Source organism: Anabaena sphaerica FACHB-251, from assembly GCF_014696825.1.
In the GTDB taxonomy this organism is placed as follows: Bacteria; Cyanobacteriota; Cyanobacteriia; order Cyanobacteriales; family Nostocaceae; genus RDYJ01.
Map to the genome: position 1 here is coordinate 642,428 of NZ_JACJQU010000002.1, position 22,722 is coordinate 665,149.

The 22,722-nt window shown below is 40.5% G+C and carries 13 protein-coding genes; all 13 read left to right on the forward strand.

Annotated features, from left to right (window positions below):
* Positions 1-513 precede the first annotated feature (513 nt).
* The 13 genes from H6G06_RS06500 to H6G06_RS06575 all read left to right on the forward strand — a co-directional run bounded on the left by H6G06_RS06500 (position 514) and on the right by H6G06_RS06575 (position 22,702).
* Positions 514-4,815, forward strand: coding sequence for a DUF4114 domain-containing protein (locus H6G06_RS06500; protein ID WP_190558210.1), 4,302 nt, complete (start codon positions 514-516; stop codon positions 4,813-4,815).
* Positions 4,816-4,948: 133 nt separating this feature from the next.
* Positions 4,949-6,670, forward strand: coding sequence for an iron uptake porin (locus tag H6G06_RS06505; protein WP_190558212.1), 1,722 nt, complete (start codon positions 4,949-4,951; stop codon positions 6,668-6,670).
* An 842-nt stretch (positions 6,671-7,512) separates the two neighbouring features.
* Positions 7,513-7,854, forward strand: a complete 342-nt coding sequence (locus H6G06_RS06510) for a carboxymuconolactone decarboxylase family protein (RefSeq protein ID WP_190558214.1) — start codon at positions 7,513-7,515, stop codon at positions 7,852-7,854.
* A 408-nt stretch (positions 7,855-8,262) separates the two neighbouring features.
* Complete coding sequence (locus H6G06_RS06515) at positions 8,263-9,819, forward strand: EthD domain-containing protein (RefSeq protein WP_190558216.1); 1,557 nt, start codon at positions 8,263-8,265, stop codon at positions 9,817-9,819.
* Positions 9,820-9,821: 2 nt separating this feature from the next.
* Positions 9,822-12,986, forward strand: a complete 3,165-nt coding sequence (locus H6G06_RS27240; protein WP_242039603.1) for a nuclear transport factor 2 family protein — start codon at positions 9,822-9,824, stop codon at positions 12,984-12,986.
* A 29-nt stretch (positions 12,987-13,015) separates the two neighbouring features.
* Complete coding sequence (locus H6G06_RS06540; RefSeq protein ID WP_190558218.1) at positions 13,016-14,503, forward strand: nuclear transport factor 2 family protein; 1,488 nt, start codon at positions 13,016-13,018, stop codon at positions 14,501-14,503.
* Between the two features lie 383 nt (positions 14,504-14,886).
* Positions 14,887-15,489, forward strand: a complete 603-nt coding sequence (locus H6G06_RS06545) for a DJ-1/PfpI family protein (RefSeq protein WP_190558220.1) — start codon at positions 14,887-14,889, stop codon at positions 15,487-15,489.
* A gap of 67 nt (positions 15,490-15,556) precedes the next feature.
* On the forward strand, positions 15,557-17,377 hold the full coding sequence (locus tag H6G06_RS06550) for an AGE family epimerase/isomerase (protein ID WP_190558222.1): 1,821 nt from the start codon (positions 15,557-15,559) through the stop codon (positions 17,375-17,377).
* An 89-nt stretch (positions 17,378-17,466) separates the two neighbouring features.
* Positions 17,467-17,814 (forward strand): STAS domain-containing protein, encoded by a 348-nt coding sequence (locus tag H6G06_RS27245; RefSeq protein WP_190558224.1) that lies wholly within the window; start codon positions 17,467-17,469, stop codon positions 17,812-17,814.
* 11 nt (positions 17,815-17,825) lie between these two features.
* On the forward strand, positions 17,826-19,946 hold the full coding sequence (glgX, locus tag H6G06_RS06560) for a glycogen debranching protein GlgX (RefSeq protein WP_190558226.1): 2,121 nt from the start codon (positions 17,826-17,828) through the stop codon (positions 19,944-19,946).
* A gap of 79 nt (positions 19,947-20,025) precedes the next feature.
* Positions 20,026-20,364: an anti-sigma factor antagonist gene (locus tag H6G06_RS06565; RefSeq protein WP_190558229.1), complete on the forward strand. Its 339-nt coding sequence runs from the start codon at positions 20,026-20,028 to the stop codon at positions 20,362-20,364.
* A gap of 243 nt (positions 20,365-20,607) precedes the next feature.
* Positions 20,608-21,099, forward strand: a complete 492-nt coding sequence (locus H6G06_RS06570; protein WP_242039604.1) for an ATP-binding protein — start codon at positions 20,608-20,610, stop codon at positions 21,097-21,099.
* Positions 21,100-21,268: 169 nt separating this feature from the next.
* On the forward strand, positions 21,269-22,702 hold the full coding sequence (locus H6G06_RS06575; RefSeq protein WP_190558231.1) for a PP2C family protein-serine/threonine phosphatase: 1,434 nt from the start codon (positions 21,269-21,271) through the stop codon (positions 22,700-22,702).
* The last annotated feature ends 20 nt before the right edge of the window (positions 22,703-22,722 follow it).

A 22,722-nucleotide genomic window follows, 5' to 3' on the forward strand; every position in this document is an offset into this window, starting at 1 on the left:
CTAGGAGATTTTTTCTTAAAAAATCTATCTTTCATCACTAGGGCTGGATATTGAGAAAATAGTCAATTGCACCACATAATTGACTCAAAAAGAAGATAATTTAGGCTTGACCTTATATTCTTACCATAACTCATATTTTTACATTTATTTAATTTAATGTTAAAAAAATGACACAATATTTGACACCAGTTGCTGTATCATCTTTAATAGAACCGGCATAAACTACATGAGAAATAAAAATTCACATGAATTATATTCATACCTTCAAACAATGCTGGCTTAATTTTCTCGTCTCTAACTGAAGACATAATATTGAATTTCAGTTTGACATGAAGAGTTTTGACGCGCAAAAAAGTTGGAGACGGTTTTCTCGATTAATGCAACAGTGAATTATGATTCAGTCCTCTAATTAAGAAAAATATGGGGCTGAAAAACGAGTATTTAGCAGCAGAATAAGCAGACACTCAAATAATATTTTCAAGTAATTTCTGTGACCTTGGAGGCATTTTTATCATGACTTTACAGAATGCATACATTATTGGTGCTGAAAATTTTCAAGCGTGGAGTGAGGGTTATGAAGCATCAGGTTACTTAAAAGTTTTACCTCATCCTGAAGAGAAAGTAATTTTCAAAGATCCTCTGAAACAGTGGCAACTAGATCATCAAAATGGTGCCTATAAATCAGAAGGTCAAGGAGGCGTTTATTATTCTAGTTGGGGACCTGATCAAGAATTAGAAGTCACCTTAGATATGCAGTATCTAAGCGAGATTGAGATTGATGGATTTGGTATCATACGAGCAGGTGATGGTTTCATTCCCTGGTTAAATGACGAGCAAACAGCTTATGAATTTCTGAGGGCTTACAATGGTTTAATACCAGGACCATTGCTAGTTGCAGATCCTGGCGACACACTCAAAATTACCCTCATAAATAATTTACAACCAGGCTCATCTGCTCCATCTGCGCCCGAACAACCAACCAACCTACATACACATGGACTACACGTCTCACCATTAGGAGCAGGAGATAACGTTCTTGTTAGCGTTGACTCTGGAGATACTAGAGAAATATCAATCAAATTACCCGATAATCACTCTCTTGGATATGACTGGTATCATCCCCACCTACACGGAGTGACTAGTGAACAAGTAGCTTCCGGTTTAGGTGGACTGATAGCAATTAACCCTCCACACGACCTACCAGATTTAGACAAATTTGATATCACAAAAGAGCCAATCTATACCCTGTCTCTTAATACCTTTGGAATACAGCAACAACTAAGAAATGCCAGCGATGATGATCCTTTAAATCAGAGTCCAGACGGAATAAAAGTTCCAGCTGGTACACCCTTGCAACTAACAAATGGGGCTTATGAACTTTCTGATGCAGTGTTTGGAGGTTACAACGCTAAACCTGTATTTTATGATCCAGAAAACCCAACTGGAAATCCTGCTGCTAATACATTTGAATATGGTGGAGGAGCTTTATTAGAACCAGTAGAAAACGTCATTCACACCGTGAATGGACAATACAACCCAACATTAGAGGTTGAAACTGGCAAATGGAGTCTCTTCAACTTCGCCAACATGAGTATCAACTCATTTCACCTCGTACAGTTGGTACATGAAGATGAAAATGGTCATCTTACCCCTGAACAAGTTACCTTGGTCGCTATTGATGGTAACGCCAGCGGTATCGTAGAAAGTTCCAGAAGAGAAATAACTGAGTTTCCAGTTCTCAGTCCAGGTGCTAGAGTCGCCATCCAACACGCCTTTACTAAGCCTGGTAAATACTACTTTCTTTCCAACGGGACAGAAGAAATTCTCAATGAAGAAGATGTCTCCGTTTTAATTGGTGATGGGAAAGGTTTCAATGATGGACACCTAATTTGGGGATCGCAGGTTTTAGCCACTGTGGAAGTCACAGGTGATCCAATAGAAGTTTTACCGCCGTTCCCTGAAGTCTATGACATTTTAGAAGAAGAAAGCCAAGAGATTAATGAAATCATAGAAGCAGCTAAAAACGGTGATGTAAATCGGGTGAGGACTTTTAGATGGGATGCAAATATAGGTGGTGCGCTCCTGGCTGGCAATTTTCCTCGTGATACCCAAGTAAAAACCTTTGAAGGCACATATACCATCAACGGGGAATATTTTTCCACAAAGCCCGGTGAAAGTATGCCCCCATTGGCAATGCCCATGCTGGGAACAAAGGAAATTTGGAATATTATCAATAGATCAGGATTGCCAAATGCTGATTTTGATGGCAAGACCATACCAGGTACTGATATTCCCCTACCCAATATTCCGTTATCAGAATGGCATCCATTCCACATCCATCAAAATGACTTTGCCGTTTTATCAATTAATGGATTTGATGTAGAAGATATTGATCAAACCTACCTAGCCGGTGTCTTAGGTGACACCGTGACCCTACCACCAGCTTATGTAGACGGAACCGCTACCCCAGAAAATCCCTACGGTATCCGAGCAAATCCGGCCAATCCCGATGACTTAGCCAAACTGAAGGCATCAGAAGTCAAAATCGTCATGAGTTTTGAGGATTTTCCTGGCAGCTATGTCAATCATTGTCACATTCTGTTCCATGAAGATGCAGGCATGATGGCAGTTCTCAGAGTTATTCTCAACACAGAAGATACTTGGTTAGGTCTGGGGGTTGATGAGGATGCTAAAGGACAAATAGAGTTGTTTAGAGCCAGCAACTATGAAGAAGGCATCAATCTCAACCCCTATGGTAAAAACTTCAAAGCAGGAATTGATCTGGCGATCGCTGATGTCAATTACAAAACCCTTGATACAGATGAAAACAAGAACGTTACTGATAACGTTACTGACATCATCACCATCCAGCGATCTGTACAAAATGCTAATGATAAATTCACCGTTAAAGTATTTGATGGTGAATCACTAATTCACAAGCAAGAAGCAGGGGCAGACGAAATTACAGATGCAGAAAACGCCGCCCTCTTAATTACAGAATTCAATCCTTTCCAAAATATCACTGCATCCAAAGACCAAATTGCCTCAGTCGCATCCGGTGACATTAATGGTGACGGCTTTGCAGATGTCGTCGTGGGTTTAGGTGGTGGTATCGCGCCCATAATTGAGATTTACAGCGGTAAAGATTTTCAGCTGATGAGCCGCATTAGCGCCTTTCATCACGAAGACTTCAAGGGTAAAATCAACCTGGCAGTTGGTGATATCAACGGTGATAACTATGACGACATCATTGTCGGACAGGGCCGTGGTGGACGCGGCTTAGTGGAAGTCTATGACGGGATCTTAATTCAGGAAAAAGGCAGTTTAGTTGGCAAAGACACCGCCCATGACACAGCACTGCTATCTCAATCTTTCCAAGCCTACGGTCCTAACTACACTGGTGAGGTAGATGTCACATCTGGTTATGTTCTCCAAAGACCAGATGAGCCAAATAACTTCCCTGTTCAAACCAATAATGCCAACCTGACTACAATTGCTAAGGGTAATAAACCTGATGGTTATGAACAGATTCAGGTATTCACCTATATGGGTGGAAGTCATGGTGAAGATCATGAAAGTAGCTCTGATGAAGAAGAACTGCGTCTTGATGTCTCATTAACCTCCGCTGGTAACACTCAAGAAATTCTGGGAACTTTTGCTGACCTTCCCGACTTACCCAAGGGTGAACCAGTTCTGTTTACCCGGAGAAAAAATGGTGAGTATGAAATTATTCACCTGGGAGCAGAAAATAAACCTGAATCAGATACTTTTGCTACAGCCAGTTTCCAGTCAATTCCTCAAGTAACCAGGATCAATGACAAGGATATTTTCACCCTCAAAGGTGGCAGCAACGGCAAAGTCAAATTAAAAGTCTCCATGGAAGAACGCAGTTCCATTTCAGTCAATGAAATGGCGGTATTTTTTGTTGATGGTGATGATGGCAATATTAACGGTATAGCTCCGGGGGCATCTGGTTACACTGAAGCAGCTTTAGCACGTGCCAAAGTCATTTTCTCAACTATTGCCAATTTGCCCACAGGCTTTAATAACACTGATGTGTCCAGCCTTATAGAATTTGATTCTGGTGAGAGAGTAAGATTCTTGTTGGTTAACAACAGCACTTTAGACGCTGTATCATCTGGATTCACCTCTAAAACAGAAGTGTTCTTTTCCGAAACATACCAAGAAATTGACGCTTTAACTGGGGGCGAATTTTCCCTGAAGTGGAAGGATAAATCGGGCAACAGCAACTTTAAAGTCAAAATTAAAGCCACCAGCGAAACCTCATTTCAGGGTACGAGTCTGCAAGGTGGCTTTGCCGGAGAAATTCTTGATTTTAGATCGGCTACCACTAATGTCCAGGCAGAGTTTAAAGTTTACAGAGAAGCAGCATTTAACAACTTTGTCGGTTTTTATCCCATCTTAGATGCAGAAGGGAAAATCGACATCAACAATGATGGTCAAGCCGATTTTGCCCCCGGTGATGCAGGTTATCTCCAAGCCGCTGTTAACTTATACCTGCGAGATATCCGTCTAACTGTCAGCAACCAAGGGCAAGCAACCTATCAAGGAACCTTCGCTAAAGGTTCAATCTTTGCACCATTTATTATTGCTAATGGCACACCAGAGGCAGTTTTAGGCAATTCTACCAACATTCCCGCAGTTTACTTCCCATTCTTAGGAGCTAACCCCGGTCAGGCGGATCATATTCGTCTACTAGGCAATAACATCTTCGGCTTTGAAGATTTACCAAATGGTCAAAGTGACAGAGATTACAATGATGTCATTGTGCAAATCAATGTCAATGTGAGTTAAAAGCCTGTTTTAATTTAGGAGGGGTTAACGTCAGTTTCCCCTCCTAAATTCTGAGTTCTTCAGTATGTACTTAGGGTAGATAAAACTTTAAAGTATAAAAATTGTTTTTAATACGTGGTGTGAGATTAAGCAAATGTTGGCATTAATAAAATTACTCGCCAGTCCAATGGTAATCGTGGGGGCGATCGCTACTTCAACATTAATAAGTAGTATTGCTTCTGCTCAGGTAGTATTGACAGATAATTCATCAATATCGGAATCAACTACCCCAACCAGTTCAATTGATCATCTGCTAGATAATTCCTCTACTGTTACCCCTAATCCAGATCAAAATAACAGTAGCGCCGATGAAAGTATGGCACAGATTAATAGTGTCGCTCAGTTTTCTGATGTCCAACCCACAGACTGGGCTTTTCAAGCTTTACAATCCCTCGTTGAACGCTATGGCTGTATTGCGGGTTATCCCAATGGCACATTCCGAGGTAATCGTGCTATTACTCGTTATGAATTGGCCGCAGGCTTAAATGCTTGTTTAAATCGCATCAATGAATTAATATCCACAGCGACAAAGAATATTGTCTCTCAACCAGATTTGGTTTCTTTGCAGCGGTTAGAAAAAGATTTCTCCGCTGAACTAGCAACTCTCCGTGGTCGTGTTGATACATTAGAGGCTAAAACCACCGAAATAAGGGAAAATCAGTTTTCTACCACCACTAAATTACTTGGTAATTTAAGAGTTCAAACTAATACCTATTTTTCCGGTGACGGTAATCCTCAAGCGAATATGCAATACAGCCTCTTCCTGGGGTTGCTGACTAGCTTCACTGGGAAAGATCTGTTGCTAACCGCGCTAGGCTCTACCAGCAGTGAATTTCCTAATCTTGCCAGCACCAACAATGGCAGAGAAGTTGGTTCTACTAGAGAAGGTTCCAGCGATGCCACTGGATCTGGCGATAGTGGCGGCAGTTTCAGAATACTAGGTTTAGAATATCAATTTCCCATCGGTGAAAATCTAGTTATAGATGTCGTTGCTGCCAATCGCTATCGTTTTAGTCCGGTTTTACTTTCTCGATTTGCACCTTATTATAGTATTGGTCGTGGTCCAGCCAGTGCTTTTGCTGAAGCACCTCCCATTTATCTTGTAGGGGCTGGTACAGGTATTTCAGCCAGTTATAAAATTGTAGACTCTACTGTACTAACTTTGACTTATTTATCACCTCTTGGCAACGATTCCAACGCCGGAGGTTTATTTAACGGAGATTATATTGCTTCTGGACAAATTAACTATAATCCCAATCCTGGACTTTTCTTGCAATTTTTATATCAGCACGGTTATTTTAACCCTGGTAATTTTGGCTTTAATAGCGGTCAAAGTTTTAGAGGTAATGGTTTTGTCGGTACTGCCTTAGCAAATCGTTTTGATGATGCTGGTGTTTTATTTGCTGATGATTCTGCCGTTAGTACCAATGCTTATCAGGTTGGTGGCTACTTCGCCATCACTCCCAAAGTGCTAATTGGTGGTTGGGCTAACTTAATCCAAGCTAGGCTACTCGGTAAAGGAGATGCTGATATCTGGACTTATTCGGTTCAGGCAGCTTTTCCCGATTTGTTTAAACAAGGGAATCAGGGGGGTTTAATCGTTGGTATGGAACCTACCCTCACAGATGTCAGAACTAAACTACCTTACTCGCAATTCAAAAAGGATACATCATTACACATTGAAGCATATTACAGGCATCAGCTTACAGACAATATCTCAATTACTCCTTCTGTTACCTGGATTACAGCGCCTAATCAAGACGCTGACAATGAAGACATTGTTATTGGTGGGGTGAGAACAACCTTCAGTTTTTAGCTAATCAAGCAATATCAACCAAATTACAGCAGGAGTCAGGAGTAAAACTAGCTTTGTGTATAGTTTTCAATTTAGATTCTGTACCTCATTGATCTGCAATCTGCTGTATAGGTAAAAAGTGCCAATACTAATCTGAGCCTTTTTAGCAATCTGCAAGTTTTCTGAAAACAATCTTAATTAGACATCTCCAGAAATGAAATATGCGTATCCTAGAACCCTTGTAGAGACGTTCCATGGGTAGGGATTCTCGGCTCTACATTATCTTACATCTTGCACCAAGCCCAGGTGATTAGAAAGATACTGCTATACAAACTAAGTCCGTCTGCACGGACTCACGGAAAATCAAGGGTTTGAAACCCACGCCGGGGGGTTTTGTATGTATAGCCGTGACTTCCAGTCGCCTGGTGCAAGATGTGAGTTATTTTCCGGAGATGTCTATTGAGTCCTAACTTAATTTAGTCCCAAGTTTAATGGATAATAATTAACTAATACTTACGCAGCATTGACATTAAATCCCAAATATGTGTATTGGGTTTAGGTATTCAAACTTGAGTTTTTGAATATGTAAAAAGTTATTAAAATCCCAGTCAGGGAAAATGGGTTCATGCCATTGTATGGGAGGAAATATAAATATTGAGGCAATGCAATTATAATATTGCTAGTTTATGTTGTATATTGGCTAGAGGTTAGTAGCACCTGAGTTGAAAATAAAATTAAAATCCAGAAGTAGAAATCTTGATGGGGGGCTAAAAAATCTTGATTTCTGACTACGGAAGGCTAATTTTAACTTTCTACGGTTACATAGTTGATAGCTACCAAGATAATGAGGGAAAAATCAAGCTATGAAGTATGAAAATGCAGTTTTAGATGATTTAGAACTTCAAGAAAGTTTAAAACAGATAAATCCCAAATTTGGTGATTTTGTCACGCGAGTAGCAGGTGAAGCTTGGGGACTACCATTAATTGACCAAAAAACCAAAGCCCTGATCACAATTGCTGTTGATGTAGTCAACCAAGGACAAGCAGGACCAGGAAGCCCCTTTGGCGCTCACGTCAGTATGGCTCTCAAACAGGGAGCAACTACTGAAGAAATCGAAGAATTATTATTGTTCCTTTGTGCTTACGCAGGGTTCAATAAAGTCGCAGGTTGTTTTGGCGCTCTAAACGAAATACTGGGAAAATAATCTCCAGCCTGATTCCGGAATCCACTACTCTCGATTTGTAGTTGAGGAAAGTGAAATTACTGAGGTACGGAAATACGGAGATTTGAGGAAAAATCAACTTCTGTTTTGCCATAATAATAAGTTGTCTGCAACTGTAGGCGTTAATATAGCAATCACAAATATTGACCTCAAGAAACAGACACACCAACTTATTGTAAGTTTGAGACAAGTGTGTTAAACAAGTTGAACCTTGTCGCTGAATAATCTTCTTCAAAACTTCTACATCTATCTAGATAGTAGGAAATAAACCTGTGGAAAGATAGGCGATCGCTTGATTTAAAAACCTTGATTGTTCTCAGGTTTGAGCCTTTATTTTCATCAAAGTAACATCAACCAAAATTAAGTCATGGTGGAAAAAGGACAGCAATAATGCTTTCAGTAATTAATAACGCAATCAAAACTGATTATTCAGCACGGGATCAAAAAGGAAAAGTAGCCTTTTATGTACTGCTGTGGAAAAGACAAGGAATCTCTCTAGAAATTTTTGACGACTATTGGAGAGACGTACACGGACCAGTTTGTGCTAGATTACCAGGGCAGTATCAATACTGGCAATTTCATGTAGCTCATAACCAAGGTGGCTTTTGTCCAGAGATTCCCGGCTTAGACTACACCTGGGACTCAGAAGATAACTTCGATGGCATCGCAGAGTTAACATTTGCAAGTGTTGCAGATCGTCAGACATGGTTTACGGCTTCCGCCATTCTGATGGATGATGAACACAACTTATTCCGTAAAGCCATCGGTTACAACAGCAGTCCCGGTAATTCTATTACATACATAGATAGAATCTCCATCGGTGATCCCAACGGTGAAACTGGCGCAATCAAATTTCACGTCATGGTGAAAAAAGCCAATGGCGCAAGTACAGAAGCTTTTCGTCGTTATTTAACAGAAACTTTTGCTCCCTTAGTTAGCAGTAGTGATTCCGTCCTCAAATTCCGACTACATTTATTTGAAGAAGTAGATAATTCTCGACCAGATGCAGCAGGAGTTGGTCATTATGAACCAGCAGAAAAGCAATATCATGCAGCTTATGAAATTGCCTTTGCTAATCATCTAGAAAGAGAAAAGTTTTTTGCATCTTCCGAATATTTAGCAGCAGTAAAAGACGCAGCTAAATATATTAAACAAATCCAACCATTTCCCGAAAGAACAGCTTATACATTTGTTTACGATGGTCAGATGACACTCGCTGGTAAACGGAGTTCCTCAGTAGCAGAACTGATCACAGAAATTGGCGCAGTTAATCAACTTCAAGAAGATATAGAATCTCTCATGCTAAATCAAACTCTTTACAATCAACAAACCAACGGATTTTCCTCTTCCCAAAACGGACAAAGCCAGCCAAAAGCAACGAGAAAGAGAACTAATTATTATGCTGGTTTATCCGCTGATTATTCTCGCCCCGGTTTAGTTACTCCTTACGTAGCGAAAAAACTGATCGAGGATGCAGAAAGAATTGTGGCCATGAAAGAACCAAAACTCCCAGAAATTGGTCCTTACTATACCCTGGCACAAATTGAACAAGAAAACAGAGATTGGTGGCCTACCCATTGCGAAGCCTTAAGACAAGGAAGAGGCGATATTTTAACTGGAGAATATCGTGATGATCTAGTTTATTTTTGTCAGGATGGACCATACCAAGGCTTAGAACAACAAAAAGAAAGAGAAAAACATTGGTGGGCTTTAATTGCTCAACCAGGAGTGACAATGTGCTGGCCTATTGTCATGTTTTTTGGTGAACATACATACTTTGAATGGAAGTGTGTGGATGATGAAACCAACGAAACTCTCGCCAAAGGAAATGTAACTTGGGTGCGTCGTGGTCATCGTGGTGCTTGCTATTTGAAGACTGAACAACTAACTTTCTATCGTGATGTTTTTGCGGCTCAGGAATTATTGACCTTGATCACCACCGCTTAATAATGGAACAGGAGCGAGTGTACAAAAACGCGGTTCTGGATGACCCTGAACTTCAAAAGGGTCTAAAACAAATTAATCCCAAGTTTGGTGATTTTGTCATTCGGGTAGCAGGTGAAGCTTGGGGTTTGCCGTTAATTGACCAAAAAACTAAGGCTCTGATTACCATCGCTATTGATGTTGTTAATCAGGATCATAGAGGTCCTGGCAACCCCTTCGCTGCCCATGTCAATATGGCTCTCCAGCAAGGCGCAACCCGCGCAGAAATTGAAGAACTGCTGTTGTTCCTCTGTGTTTATGCGGGATTTAATAAAGTCGCGGCTTGCTTTGCTACCCTGAATTTGATTTTTGATCATGCCAATAGCACACCAAGGATAGCAGAAATGCTGACAACGAATCAAAAGGCAACCACAGCCGATTATTCAGCACGGGATCAAAAAGGAAAAGTCGCTTTTTATGTACTCCTGTGGAAAAGACCAGGAATCGCAGAAGAGCTTTTTGATAAATATTGGAAAAACGTACACGGACCCGTTTGTGCCAGATTACCTGGACAATATCAATATTGGCAATTTCGGGTAAATCACAACCAAGGTGGGTTTTGTCCGCAGATTCCCGGCTTAGACTACACAACTGACTCAGAAGATAACTTTGATAGCATTGCTGAGTTAACATTTGCAAGTGTTGCAGACCGTCAGACATGGTTTACAGCCTCTGCTATTTTGATGGATGATGAGCATAACTTGTTCCGTAAAGCCATCGGTTATGTGAGCAGTCCTGGGAATTCTATTACTTATGTAGATAAAATCCCTACCGGTGATCCCAACGGCGAAACCGGCGCAATCAAATTTCACGTCATGGTGAAAAAAGCCAATGGCGCAAGTATAGAAGCTTTTCGTAGTTATTTAACCGAAACTTTTGCCCCCCTAGTTAGCAGTAGTGATTCCGTCCTCAAATTCCGACTACATTTATTTGAAGAAGTAGATAATTCTCGTCCAGATGCCGCAGGAGTGAGTCATTATGAACCAGCAGAAAAGCAATATCAAGCAGCTTATGAAATTGCCTTTGCTAATCATCTAGAAAGAGAAAAGTTTTTTGCATCTTCTGAATATTTAGCAGCCATAAAAGACGCAGCTAAATACATTAAACAGATCAAACCCTTTCCCGAAAAAACAACTTATACTTTTGTTTACGATGGTCAGATTACCCTTGCTGGTCAACGTAGTGCCAAAGTAGCAGAATTGATTAATAAAATTGGTGCTACCAATCAAATCCAAAATGACATTGTGGCGTTGATGGTTGGTAGTCAAACTCATGAAAAAGGTTTAATACACAATGGTCAAACTGAGCTAAAAAATAGCGCCTTAACTACTTCTGGTTTAGGTCATTTGTTGCAAGGCGTTCAACACGTCGGTGTTACAGTTCATGACATGAACCAATCCCTCGAATTTTACACAGAAGTCTTGGGAGGAAAATTAGTTGTTGGTGAAAATGAGTTAGTCGGTGATGTCATTCAAAATACTCTTTTTCAACAAGAAGAATTGGATGCGATCGCTAAAGGTATTGATCCGCAAACCCTGCCTATTCCCCATCTCAGAAGTGCCAAAGAAGACGCATTAGATGTCAAGTTTATTTCCTTTGGTAACACAGCTGTAGAACTAATTTACTTTCGCGAAGCGGGTAAACCTAACGCTCCTTATGCTTCAGTTCCTAATAGTGCTTCCCAAATTGGCAAAGTCAATGCCATGCACATTTCTTTCAACGTTAAAGAAGGCGTTGATTTGAATGTTTTTGCCAATATGTTAGAAGCAGAATGTCACAAGCGGGGAATGACAAACGTCGTTTGTAACCGAGTTGTTAACGTCAAATCCGAAGCTGAAAGAAGAGCAGTTGCCCTCAGATATAATTCTTTTAAATTTTGGAATGAACCAGAAGATTTAGCTGCCGGAGAACCAGAAATAGATTGGAGTCACGATCCAATGGAAGGTTGGTCTTTGTTCTACTGCAAAGGACCAAATGGGGAACAATTGGAATTTAACCAAGTTACCCGTAAAGTTAAAACCAGCTTCCAACAAGGAATGCAGGAATATAACCAGGCCAACGGCACTACATTCACCTTTCCAGAAGCAATAGTTACCAACTTCAATCACACAGGAAACGGAAAACATCCTCAAATTGCCCAGACGCAAAATCACAACTCTGGCAATTTAAAAGCAACCAATAATGGAACTATCTCCATGTCCAAAAAATTCCCCGGAACCAATACAGACTTAGTAAAAAGATTATTCTCCAGAGGAGAAGCTTTTGATTCCGAAGGTTTCATTACTTTCTTTACCGACACACCAGTTTATCAATTTGGTAACTTTGATGTCTGTTTAGATAAAGAAGCCATTAAAAAATCAGCCGATGCTTTCTTCAGTCAAATTGATGCGGTGTATCACGAAATCAAAATGATCTGGGAAGTCGGAAATGTCGTCTTCGTAGAAATGGATGTCCTCTATTGGCGTAAAGATGGCTCAGTTATATCACTTCCTTGCAGTGACATCTTCCGAGTCCAAGGGGATAAATTCAGCGAATTGCGGATTTTCATGGATGTAAATCCTGTATTTAACCCCAAAATTTTCGTGCCTCAATCTGCTTCTGTGTTGACAGTTAGCAAAGGACAAAAAATGCTTCCTCCCGACACCATGAGGAGACATTTTGCCGAACATCCTGAAGGTAAAGAAAGAGTATCCCAAGGATTTGTTCCCAAATGGTCAATTGCTGGACCAAAATGGCCTATCGGTGCTGAAAATACCCCCGCTTCCTCAGCACAGTTAACAGTAGTTGGTGAACTATCAGCAGCAATCATGGCTGAAGATTGGGAAAAAGTCAAAACTTACCTGACAGATGACCTATTTTATAAAGTTGGTTCAGGTGAGCCAATGTATGGACCAAACGCAGTTGTAGACTTCTTTAAACACACCTTTAAAACTACAGCTAAGTTTTATGGTCATGATGCCCGAAAAATTTGGATAGAACCAGACATCATCACCATTGAAATGGATGCTAAATATGAAATGGTAGGCAGCAAGAAACACGTGGTAGTAGCTTGTTGCGATATCTATCGGATGCGCGGCAATAAGGTAAGTGAATGGCGGGTTTATGCAGATATGACCCCGTGGCAAAACTGAACTGAAATAATTTAGTTAGGAGAATAGTTATGTCACATAAAGTAATCGACCTGTTACACGCAGCTTTTGATAAACCCAATCTACAACAGCAACTGCATTCTGCTGACACAGCTGAACAGTTTGTGAAGATTGCTAGGGAAAATGGCTATGAATTAAGCAAAGAAGAATTGGCTTCAGCACTTGGTAAAGTTCATATAGTTTTTGGCCAAGTTGTGCAGTCAATGATGGGTGAGTTGATGGCACAAGGATCACCTGATCATGCCGAAACAGAAAGCATTTCTGGAACTAATACAGACTTAGTAAAACGCCTGTTTTCCAGAGGAGAAGCTTTTGATTCCGCAGGTTTCATTACTTTCTTTACCGACACACCAGTTTATCAATTTGGTAACTTTGATGTCTGTTTAGATAAAGAATCGATCAAAAAATCAGCCGATGCTTTCTTTAGTCAAATTGATGCGGTGTATCACGAGATCAAAATGATCTGGGAAGAAGGAGATGCGGTATTCGTAGAAATGGATGTGACATACTGGCGCAAAGATGGTTCAGTTGTTTCACTTCCTTGTTTTGATATCTTCCGAGTTGAAGGGGATAAATTCAGTGAACTGCGGATTTTCATGGATGTAAATCCTGTATTTGATCCCTCAATTCCCGTTCCTGAATCCGCGTCTGTGCTGACAGTCAGCAAAGGACAGCAAATGCTTCCTCCCGGCACAATGAGAAGACATTTTGCCGAACATCCTGAAGGTAAACAAAGAGTAGCCCAAGGATTTATTCCTAAATGGTCAATTGCTGGTCCCAAATGGTCTATAGAGGGTAATACGGAAATGCCATCAGCACAATTAGCAGTAGTTGGTGAACTATCAGCAGCAATCATGGCTGAAGATTGGGAAAAAGTCAAAACTTACCTGACAGATGATCTATTTTATAAAGTTGGTTCAGGTGCGCCAATGTATGGACCAAACGCAGTTGTAGACTTCTTTAAACACACCTTTAAAACTACAGCTAAGTTTTATGGTCATGATGCTCGGAAAATTTGGATAGAACCAGACATCATCACCATTGAAATGGATGCTAAATATGAAATGGTAGGCAGCAAGAAACACGTGACAGTAGCCTGTTGCGATATCTATCGGATGCGGGGCAATAAGGTCAGTGAATGGCGAGTTTATGCAGATATGTCTCCTTGGAATGAAGCGGGTGATAAAACTGTAACCCTTGAGCCGAACAAGGATGTAACTACAGTGATGGTTGTCTTTTCAGTAGATCCATCACAACAACAGCATCTGCTGGATAATATCATGACTTATGGTGGCTCACAGGTGAAGTATCAGCCTGGTTTCATTTCATCTACCCTACACCGGAGTCTAGATGGAATGCGGGTTATTAACTATACACAATGGAAAACGCGTGAAGACTACGAGAATTTTGCCAGGAATTCTCTAGGAAAAGCACCTGAGATATTCAAAACCGTTCCACCAGATATTCACATTTATGAAATTGTGGAACAGACTGTATAAGAGGAATCAAAGATTACTATTCTCTGACTTCACATCACTCAACTAGGAAAATCGGAGTTGCTAAATCATGGGATGATTTTGCCCAATGGTGAACAAATTTTAAACTGATGCGATCGCCAATTCATTCCCCATTTATGCAACCCCGAAAAAACTTCTTGGTAATAGTTAAAATTTGAACATTGGTCGTGTGGTTGCAATTACTCTAGTTGAATGACAAACAAGGTATTAATTGTGCATTATCGGAAAAACTTAGTCGTAAAGATGCTGGAGTTTGAGTAAATCTAGATAAACTTTCCTAGATTCATCCTCAGTTGAGATGGGACTGCAAAAATCATTTAGGTAGATTCTATTACTACCAGTAATAAGCAAGGATTTAAGAAAATATGGCAACTGAGTCAAAAGGTAAAATCGGCGTACTCATCGAAGAACATTTCGACGGCACAGAATTCCGCCGTTTTAATGAATATTTTCCTGAACAGGGTTATGAAGTAGAGTACATTTCTCATCTGTGGGGTAATAAAGAATTACACTTTGGTTCCAATCCCGAAAATGATCAAGTAGAATATCATGTCACTGTCAGCACAGAAGTTAAAGATATAGAACCCAGTGACTATAAAGGCATTATTTGTATCGGAGCCTATGCAATGGATAGGTTAAGATATCAAGTCAATGTTAAAAAAGGTGAAAAAAATCAAGCTCCCGCAGTTGTTTTTCTCCGAAAAGCTGCAAATACAGACAATGTAAAATTAGGTACTATTTGCCATAGTTTGTGGCTATTCTGTGCAGACCCAGACTTAATTAAAGGCAAAAAAGTAACCTGCGCTCATAACATTATCTGTGATGTCGAAAATGCCGGGGCAGACGTTATCTATGAAGGTGATGTCACTACTGATTTAGTCATTGATGGTAATCTGATTACAGGCAAGCATCCAGGAATGGTAGACCAATTCATGGAAACTTTTGTCAAAGAAATAGAGAAAAATTAGTAATTGCCATACATCCTTTCCTTAGGAAATTAGAGTCAATCAATTCTTACCAAAACGAGGAAATATTATGACCACAAAGGTAGATTTTACCTTTTCTGATCTCATCGCTGGATACGTTACTGAATATGACGGTAATAGCGATACCTTTGGACTGAAAACTTCTGATGGCAGAGAGTTTCAAGTTAAAATCAGCCCTATGGCCTATGCTAAGTTAATTCAAAACTTTGACGAAGGCTATCCTGATGCAACTGCCAGCATGAGAGCCATGCTATTACCCGGAAGGTATTTATTTACCTATGGGGTATTTTATCCAGATAAAGATATCTTCGATGCGAAACAGATAGTTTTTGCCGGTCGTCAGAAAAACGATTACGTTTTCGAGAAACAAGACTGGTGGGTAAAACAGGTCAATGCTTTAGGTAAATTTTACCTCAAAGCCCAATTTGGCGAAGGTGAATACGACTACCGCAACTATCGCACTACTCTCAATTTGAGTGGTATACAGTCAAGCATCAATTTCCGCCAAGAAACCGATACTGTTTCCCGTCTAGTCTATGGTTTTGCTACTGCATTCTTGATGACTGGTAATGATAGCTTCCTCAAAGCCGCTGAAAGAGGTACTGAGTACCTGCGGGAACACATGAGGTTTGTAGACTTAGACGAAGGAATTGTCTACTGGTATCACGGGATCGACGTTCAGGGAGAAAAAGAAGATAAAATCTTTGCTTCCGAATTTGGGGATGATTATTACGCTATCCCGGCTTATGAACAAATTTATGCCCTAGCAGGTCCCATCCAAACCTATCGTTGTACTGGTGATCCCCGAATTATGGATGACACCGAAAAAACAATTAAGCTTTTTAACGAGTTTTTCCTCGATAAAGGCGAACATGGCGGATATTTCTCCCACATCGATCCCTTAACTTTAGATCCCCTGAGCGAGTCATTGGGACATAATAAGGGAACAAAAAACTGGAACTCCGTCGGTGATCATGCCCCAGCTTACCTGATTAACCTCTGGTTAGCTACAGGTAAACAAGAATATGCAGATATGTTGGAGTATACCTTCGACACCATCGAAAAACGTTTCCCTGATTACGAAAATAGTCCATTTGTACAAGAACGGTTTTTCCAAGACTGGTCTCATGATACAACTTGGGCTTGGCAGCAAAATCGCGCTGTAGTTGGTCATAACCTCAAGATTGCCTGGAACTTAATGCGGATGCAAAGCCTCAAACCTAAGGATGGCTATGTCAATCTAGCTAAGAAAATTGCTGATATCATGCCAGATGTGGGTAGTGATCAACAACGTGGCGGTTGGTACGACGTTGTAGAACGCACTCTAGCTGAAGGTGAAGAGCATTACCGCTTTGTTTGGCACGATCGCAAAGCTTGGTGGCAACAAGAACAAGCAATTTTAGCCTACCAGATTCTAGCAGGCATTCTCAATAACAAAGAATATCACCGTTTGGCTCGTGAATCAGCAGCATTTTATAATGCTTGGTTCCTAGATTTAGAAGAAGGTGGCATTTACTTTAACGTTCTGGCTAATGGTATTCCTTATCTAGCTGGAGGCAACGAACGGGGTAAAGGCTCTCACTCCATGAGTGGTTATCACTCCTTCGAGTTGTGCTATTTGGCAGCAGTTTATACCAACTTGCTAATTACCAAACAGCCAATGGACTTCTACTTTAAGCCTATTCCCGGTGGATTCCCTGACAATATTCTCAGAGTATCACCAGATATTTTACCTCCTGGAAGTGTGAAAATTGGTAAGTGTGAAATCGACGGCGAACCTTACAGCAACTTCGATGCTGAAGCTTTAACCGTCACCTTACCCAAAACCAGCGAAAGGGTGAAAGTTAAAGTGCAGATTGTGCCTGTGTAACTATACACAGAAAAAAGAATGAGGGGGGATAAAACATACCCCCTGCTTCTTCCCCATATCTAAATGCAAATCTACTGGTAGTTGGTAACATGGAAGAAACTAAAATTACGATTAATATCCAGACGACAGAAGACATCGAAGTAGTTGTGCTGGAGGGTGATATAGATGCCAGTACAGCACCATTGGTAACAAAAGAAGTTTTACCTCTAGTAGCACCAGGTAGTAAAATTCTGCTCGATATGACAGGGGTGGAATATATGTCTAGTGCAGGTTTACGAACTTTGCTGACTATACATCGGCAATCAACATTGAAAGAAGGCAAACTAGTATTAGTGGGTTTGAGTGAAGAAGTTAAAGACACAATGGAAGTAACTGGATTCTTAGAACATTTTGTCACTGCTCAAGACCTAGACACTGGATTACAAGCCCTCAAATAAGGAAAAGTTTAATGGAAAGAATTGATGTTCATCCAACGCATACTTATGAAGGGTTCAAATTACGCAACGGAAAACCATTTCCGTTTGGTGCAACCCTAGTTCCAGGAGGAGTTAACTTCTCGATTTTTTCGAGTTACGCTAAATCCTGCACTTTAGTCTTGTTTGAAAAGCACGCCAAAAAACCTTTAGTCGAAATTCCTTTTCCTGAAGAGTTTCGCATTGGTAATGTTTATTGCATGACTGTCTTTGACCTTGATTATGAAAATCTGGAATATGGCTATCGTATGGATGGTCCAAATAATTTCCAGCAAGGTCATTGGTTTGACAGCAGCAAAGTTTTGATGGACCCCTACGCCAAAATTATTGGTGGTCGGGATGTTTGGGGTGTAACTCCAGACTGGAATGATATCTATCACCACCGCGCTAGAATTGCTTTTGATGATTTTGACTGGGAAAATGACCGTCCTTTGGAAATTCCCCCAGAGGATCAAGTTATTTATGAGATGCACGTCCGCAGTTTTACCCGTCATCCCTCCTCTGGTGTGAAAGAAAAACATCAGGGTACTTTTGCAGGTATCCGGGATAAAATTCCTTACCTGAAAGAGTTGGGTGTCAATGCTGTGGAGTTGATGCCTATTTATGAATTTGATGAGTTTGAAAATAGCCGTCCTAATCCCCAAACTGGGGAAACTCTGTATAATTACTGGGGTTACAGTACCGTTGGCTTCTTCGCTCCCAAAGCTGGTTATGCTGCTACAGGTAAATTTGGGATGCAGGTGGATGAGCTAAAAGCACTGGTTAAAGAATTACATAAAAACGGGATTGAGGTAATTCTCGATGTAGTTTTTAACCACACTGCCGAAGGTAATGAGCATGGTCCGACAATTTCTTTTAGAGGGATTGACAATAAGACCTATTATATGCTTACCCCAGAAGGGTATTATTACAACTTTAGCGGTACTGGTAATACTCTCAACTGCAATAACCCCATTGTTCGGGGTATAGTTCTAGATTGTCTGCGTTACTGGGCTTCGGAATATCATATTGATGGCTTCCGGTTTGACTTGGCAGCTATTTTAGGTCGTGATCCTTGGGGCGCACCTTTAGCAAATCCTCCTCTGCTTGAATCTTTGGCTTTTGACCCGATTCTGGCAAAGTGTAAACTGATTGCTGAAGCTTGGGATGCGGGCGGTTTATACCAAGTAGGTTCTTTCCCAGCTTACGGACGTTGGGCTGAATGGAATGGTAAGTACCGTGATGGGATTCGTAAGTTTTTGAAGGGAGATGGTACGGTTAGTGATGCTGCTCAACGTCTCCAAGGTTCTCCTGATTTGTATGCTTGGTCTGGCCGCGCTCCCGCAACATCGATTAATTTTATTACGGCCCACGATGGTTTTACCATGATGGATCTGTTTTCCTATAACGGGAAACATAATGAAGCCAATGGTGAAAATAATAATGATGGCACTAATGATAATGATAGTTGGAACTGTGGTTGGGAGGGTCCAACAGATGATCCAGGCATTAATGCTTTACGCCATCGGCAAATTAAAAATGCTGTGGCAATGTTGATGGTAAGTCAGGGTGTGCCAATGATTCTCATGGGTGATGAGGTGGGGCGTACTCAATATGGTAATAATAATACTTATTGCCATGATAATGATTTGAACTGGTTAGATTGGAATCTGTTAAAAACTAATGCAGATTTGTTTAAGTTTTTTAAACACTGTATCGCTTTCCGCAACGCTCATCCAGTATTGAGAAATCCCTGGCATTTCCAAAATCGCGATTATGTAGGTAGTGGTTATGCAGATATTACTTGGCATGGAACCCAAGCCTGGAACGCTGATTGGTCTGATTCTAGCCGGACTCTGGCTTTCATGCTCTGTGGAAAACACGCCAAGCTAGGCACAGTAGAAGATAATTATGTCTACGTGGCTATGAATATGCACTGGGACTCTCTGTGGTTTGAGATTCCTGGCTTGCCTGTGGGCATGAATTGGCATATATTTGCGAATACTGGCGCTACCTCACCCTATGATAGCTGGCAACCTGGTGCAGAACCTGTGTTAGAAAATCAATCGGGATTGTTGATGGGCGATCGCTCTATGGCTATCTTGGTAGGTAAATAAATTTAAGTTTGGCAAAGTTAAATTTGCCGACTTTCAACTTTCAATTACTTTTTTCCAATTCAACCAATAACAGAAAATCATGGCTTTAAACGTAACTCTAGAAACAAGTGACAATATCGCTAAAATTACCTTAGTTGGAGAACTGGATGCAAGTACAGCATCAATTTTCAAGGAAAAGGTAGAAGAAGCTGCTGCCCACAATCCTCAACGTTTGGTGCTGATGATGCAAGACTTAGAGTATATGGCTAGTGCCGGACTCCGGGTGCTAATCTTCGCTAAACAAAAGATGGGAACATTGGATATTTATGTGGTAGGCGCTCAAAAAGATACAGTTTTGGAGACAATTACAAAAACTGGTTTCCATCACAGTGTATATTTGCTAGATGAGTACGACGCTGCCAAAATAGAAAGCGTGTAGTAATCTGACTCGCTGGAACAAGATATGAATTTAAGGGTAGAGATGTTTTGGCGAAACGTCTCTACAGAGATAATACAAAATCATATTCATACATAAAATCAGGGCGTTGCTGATTAAGAGTATGATTTTGTTTCACGCAGAGGCGCTCCAGTCACAGAGAGTAAGAGTTTGAAATCATTGATTTTTCAATTTCATACCCTAATTCAGCAACGCCAAAATCAGCAACACAAAAAATTTTAAAAGATGCCAATCTGCGTTTATTCAAGAAACGCAGATATTAACCCTCATTATGGCTTTGTACAACAACCACTGTTTATGGAAACTTTAACCGTATCGGGAAGACTAGACTCTTTAGGAGCGATCGCTAAATACGTGATCACAGCAGCTGAGTCAGCAGGATTGGACAAAAAAGCTACTTACAAGCTCCGTTTGGCAGTTGATGAAATTGCCACTAATATCATTATTCATGGTTATGAAGAAGCTGGTTTGGAAGGCAAATTAGACTTATCTAGCAATCTCCATGAATCAACTTTAAGTATTTGTATTGAAGATACAGGAACCAGATACGATCCTTACGAAATGGTGACTGTTGAGGCTGAAGAATTAAATAAGCGTTTGGATGAACGCCGGATGGGCGGGCTGGGAGTATACTTAGCAATTCAGGGCGTTGATCAATATTTTTATGAGCGTGTGGGAGATAAAAATCGTAACATCTTCGTTGTGAATTGCAAATAGCCGATTTATAGATGTTTGTTTAGGTTATATTCAGTTAATTCAGCCCCCATAAATCTAAGTTAGATAGGTTAAGCAATTGAAAAATATCAACACACACAGGTTTTAGGTATCTAATTTTTGGTACAACTCAGTTTAAATTGATGGTAGCAATCATTTGCTTCGGGGGAATATGAATTTTAACAATCAGGCTCAAACAGTAGATTACGAAGAACTAGAATCACTACGCCGAGAAGTAGCAGAACTCAGAAATGAAGAAGCTGTTTTCAAGGCTCAAAGTCATTTGCTAGAGAAATTAGTATCAATGGCACGCTCTTCTACTGAAGGAGAGGTATTAAAAGCCGCATTACAGACTACATTAGATGTCGCCACGGATCAAACTAACTCTGAAAAAGGTAGTCTATTTTTACTAGAGCCTTCTGGAAAAGTAGCAGATGCGATTTTGTCACGAGCGGAAGTAACGCCAGAACAGCGCAAAAACCTGATCGGTAATGTATTGGATAAAGGTCTAGCTGGTTGGGTAATCCGTAACCGTGAACTAGGATTGATTATAGATACTGAGAATGATGATCGCTGGCTCACCTTACCTAATCAGCCTTATAATGTCCGTTCTGCTTTAGCTGTTCCCATTATTAGGGGTGAAGAATTACTAGGTATTATCACCCTGTTACACTGTCAACCAGGACATTTTAGCCAAGAAACAGCTAATCTCATGCTGCTAACTGCTGACCAAATGGCTTTAGTTTTGGAAAATGCTCGTCTGTACTCAAAACTTGATAAATATTCAAAGGCTCTTGATGCTGAACTAGAAAAGGGAAGACAGATACAGATTGATTTTCTCCCATATCAACTGGTTAAATTGCCTAACTGGGAAATTGCAGCTTGCTTTCATCCAGCCCGTCAGGTAGCTGGAGACTTCTATGATACTTTTGACCTTCCTAATAATCACGTAGGACTGGTAATTGCCGATGTATGTGATAAAGGTGTAGGAGCGGCACTATTTATGGCGCTGATGCGGAGTTTAATCCGTGTATTTTCTTCCGAAACCCAATTGCGCGGCACTGCCAATCAAGTTCTAGAAGAAAATCAGCCAACCAGTGGTTGGATTGGTGAGTCTATCTCTACAAATTTAGCTCACGTCAAGGCGCTGCAAGCAGTTTCAAGAACTAATGAATATGTTGCCAAAAATCATTGGCAAATGAGTATGTTTGCAACCATGTTCTTTGGTGTTCTAGAGCCAGAAACGGGCATACTTACTTATATTAATGGTGGACATGAACCACTTTTTATTCTTAACGAATCTGGTGTGAAGAAAATTCTTAAATCTACTGGACCAGCAGTAGGAATGATGCCGGGAATGAAATTTAAAATCGAGCAAGTTCAGCTTGAACTTGGTGATATATTGATTGGCTATACTGACGGGGTGACTGAAGGCAAAAACCCTGAGGGTAAGTTATTTACAGACAAGCGACTGCGAGATATTCTAGAGCAACCATCCACTTCTGCTAGTGACTTGCTGAATTCGATTAAAACTAATTTATTTGATTTTACTGCTGATGCACCGCAGTTTGATGATATTACAATGCTCTGTGTGCGAAGGAAATAATTAAGAAGTTTGTGAGGTGT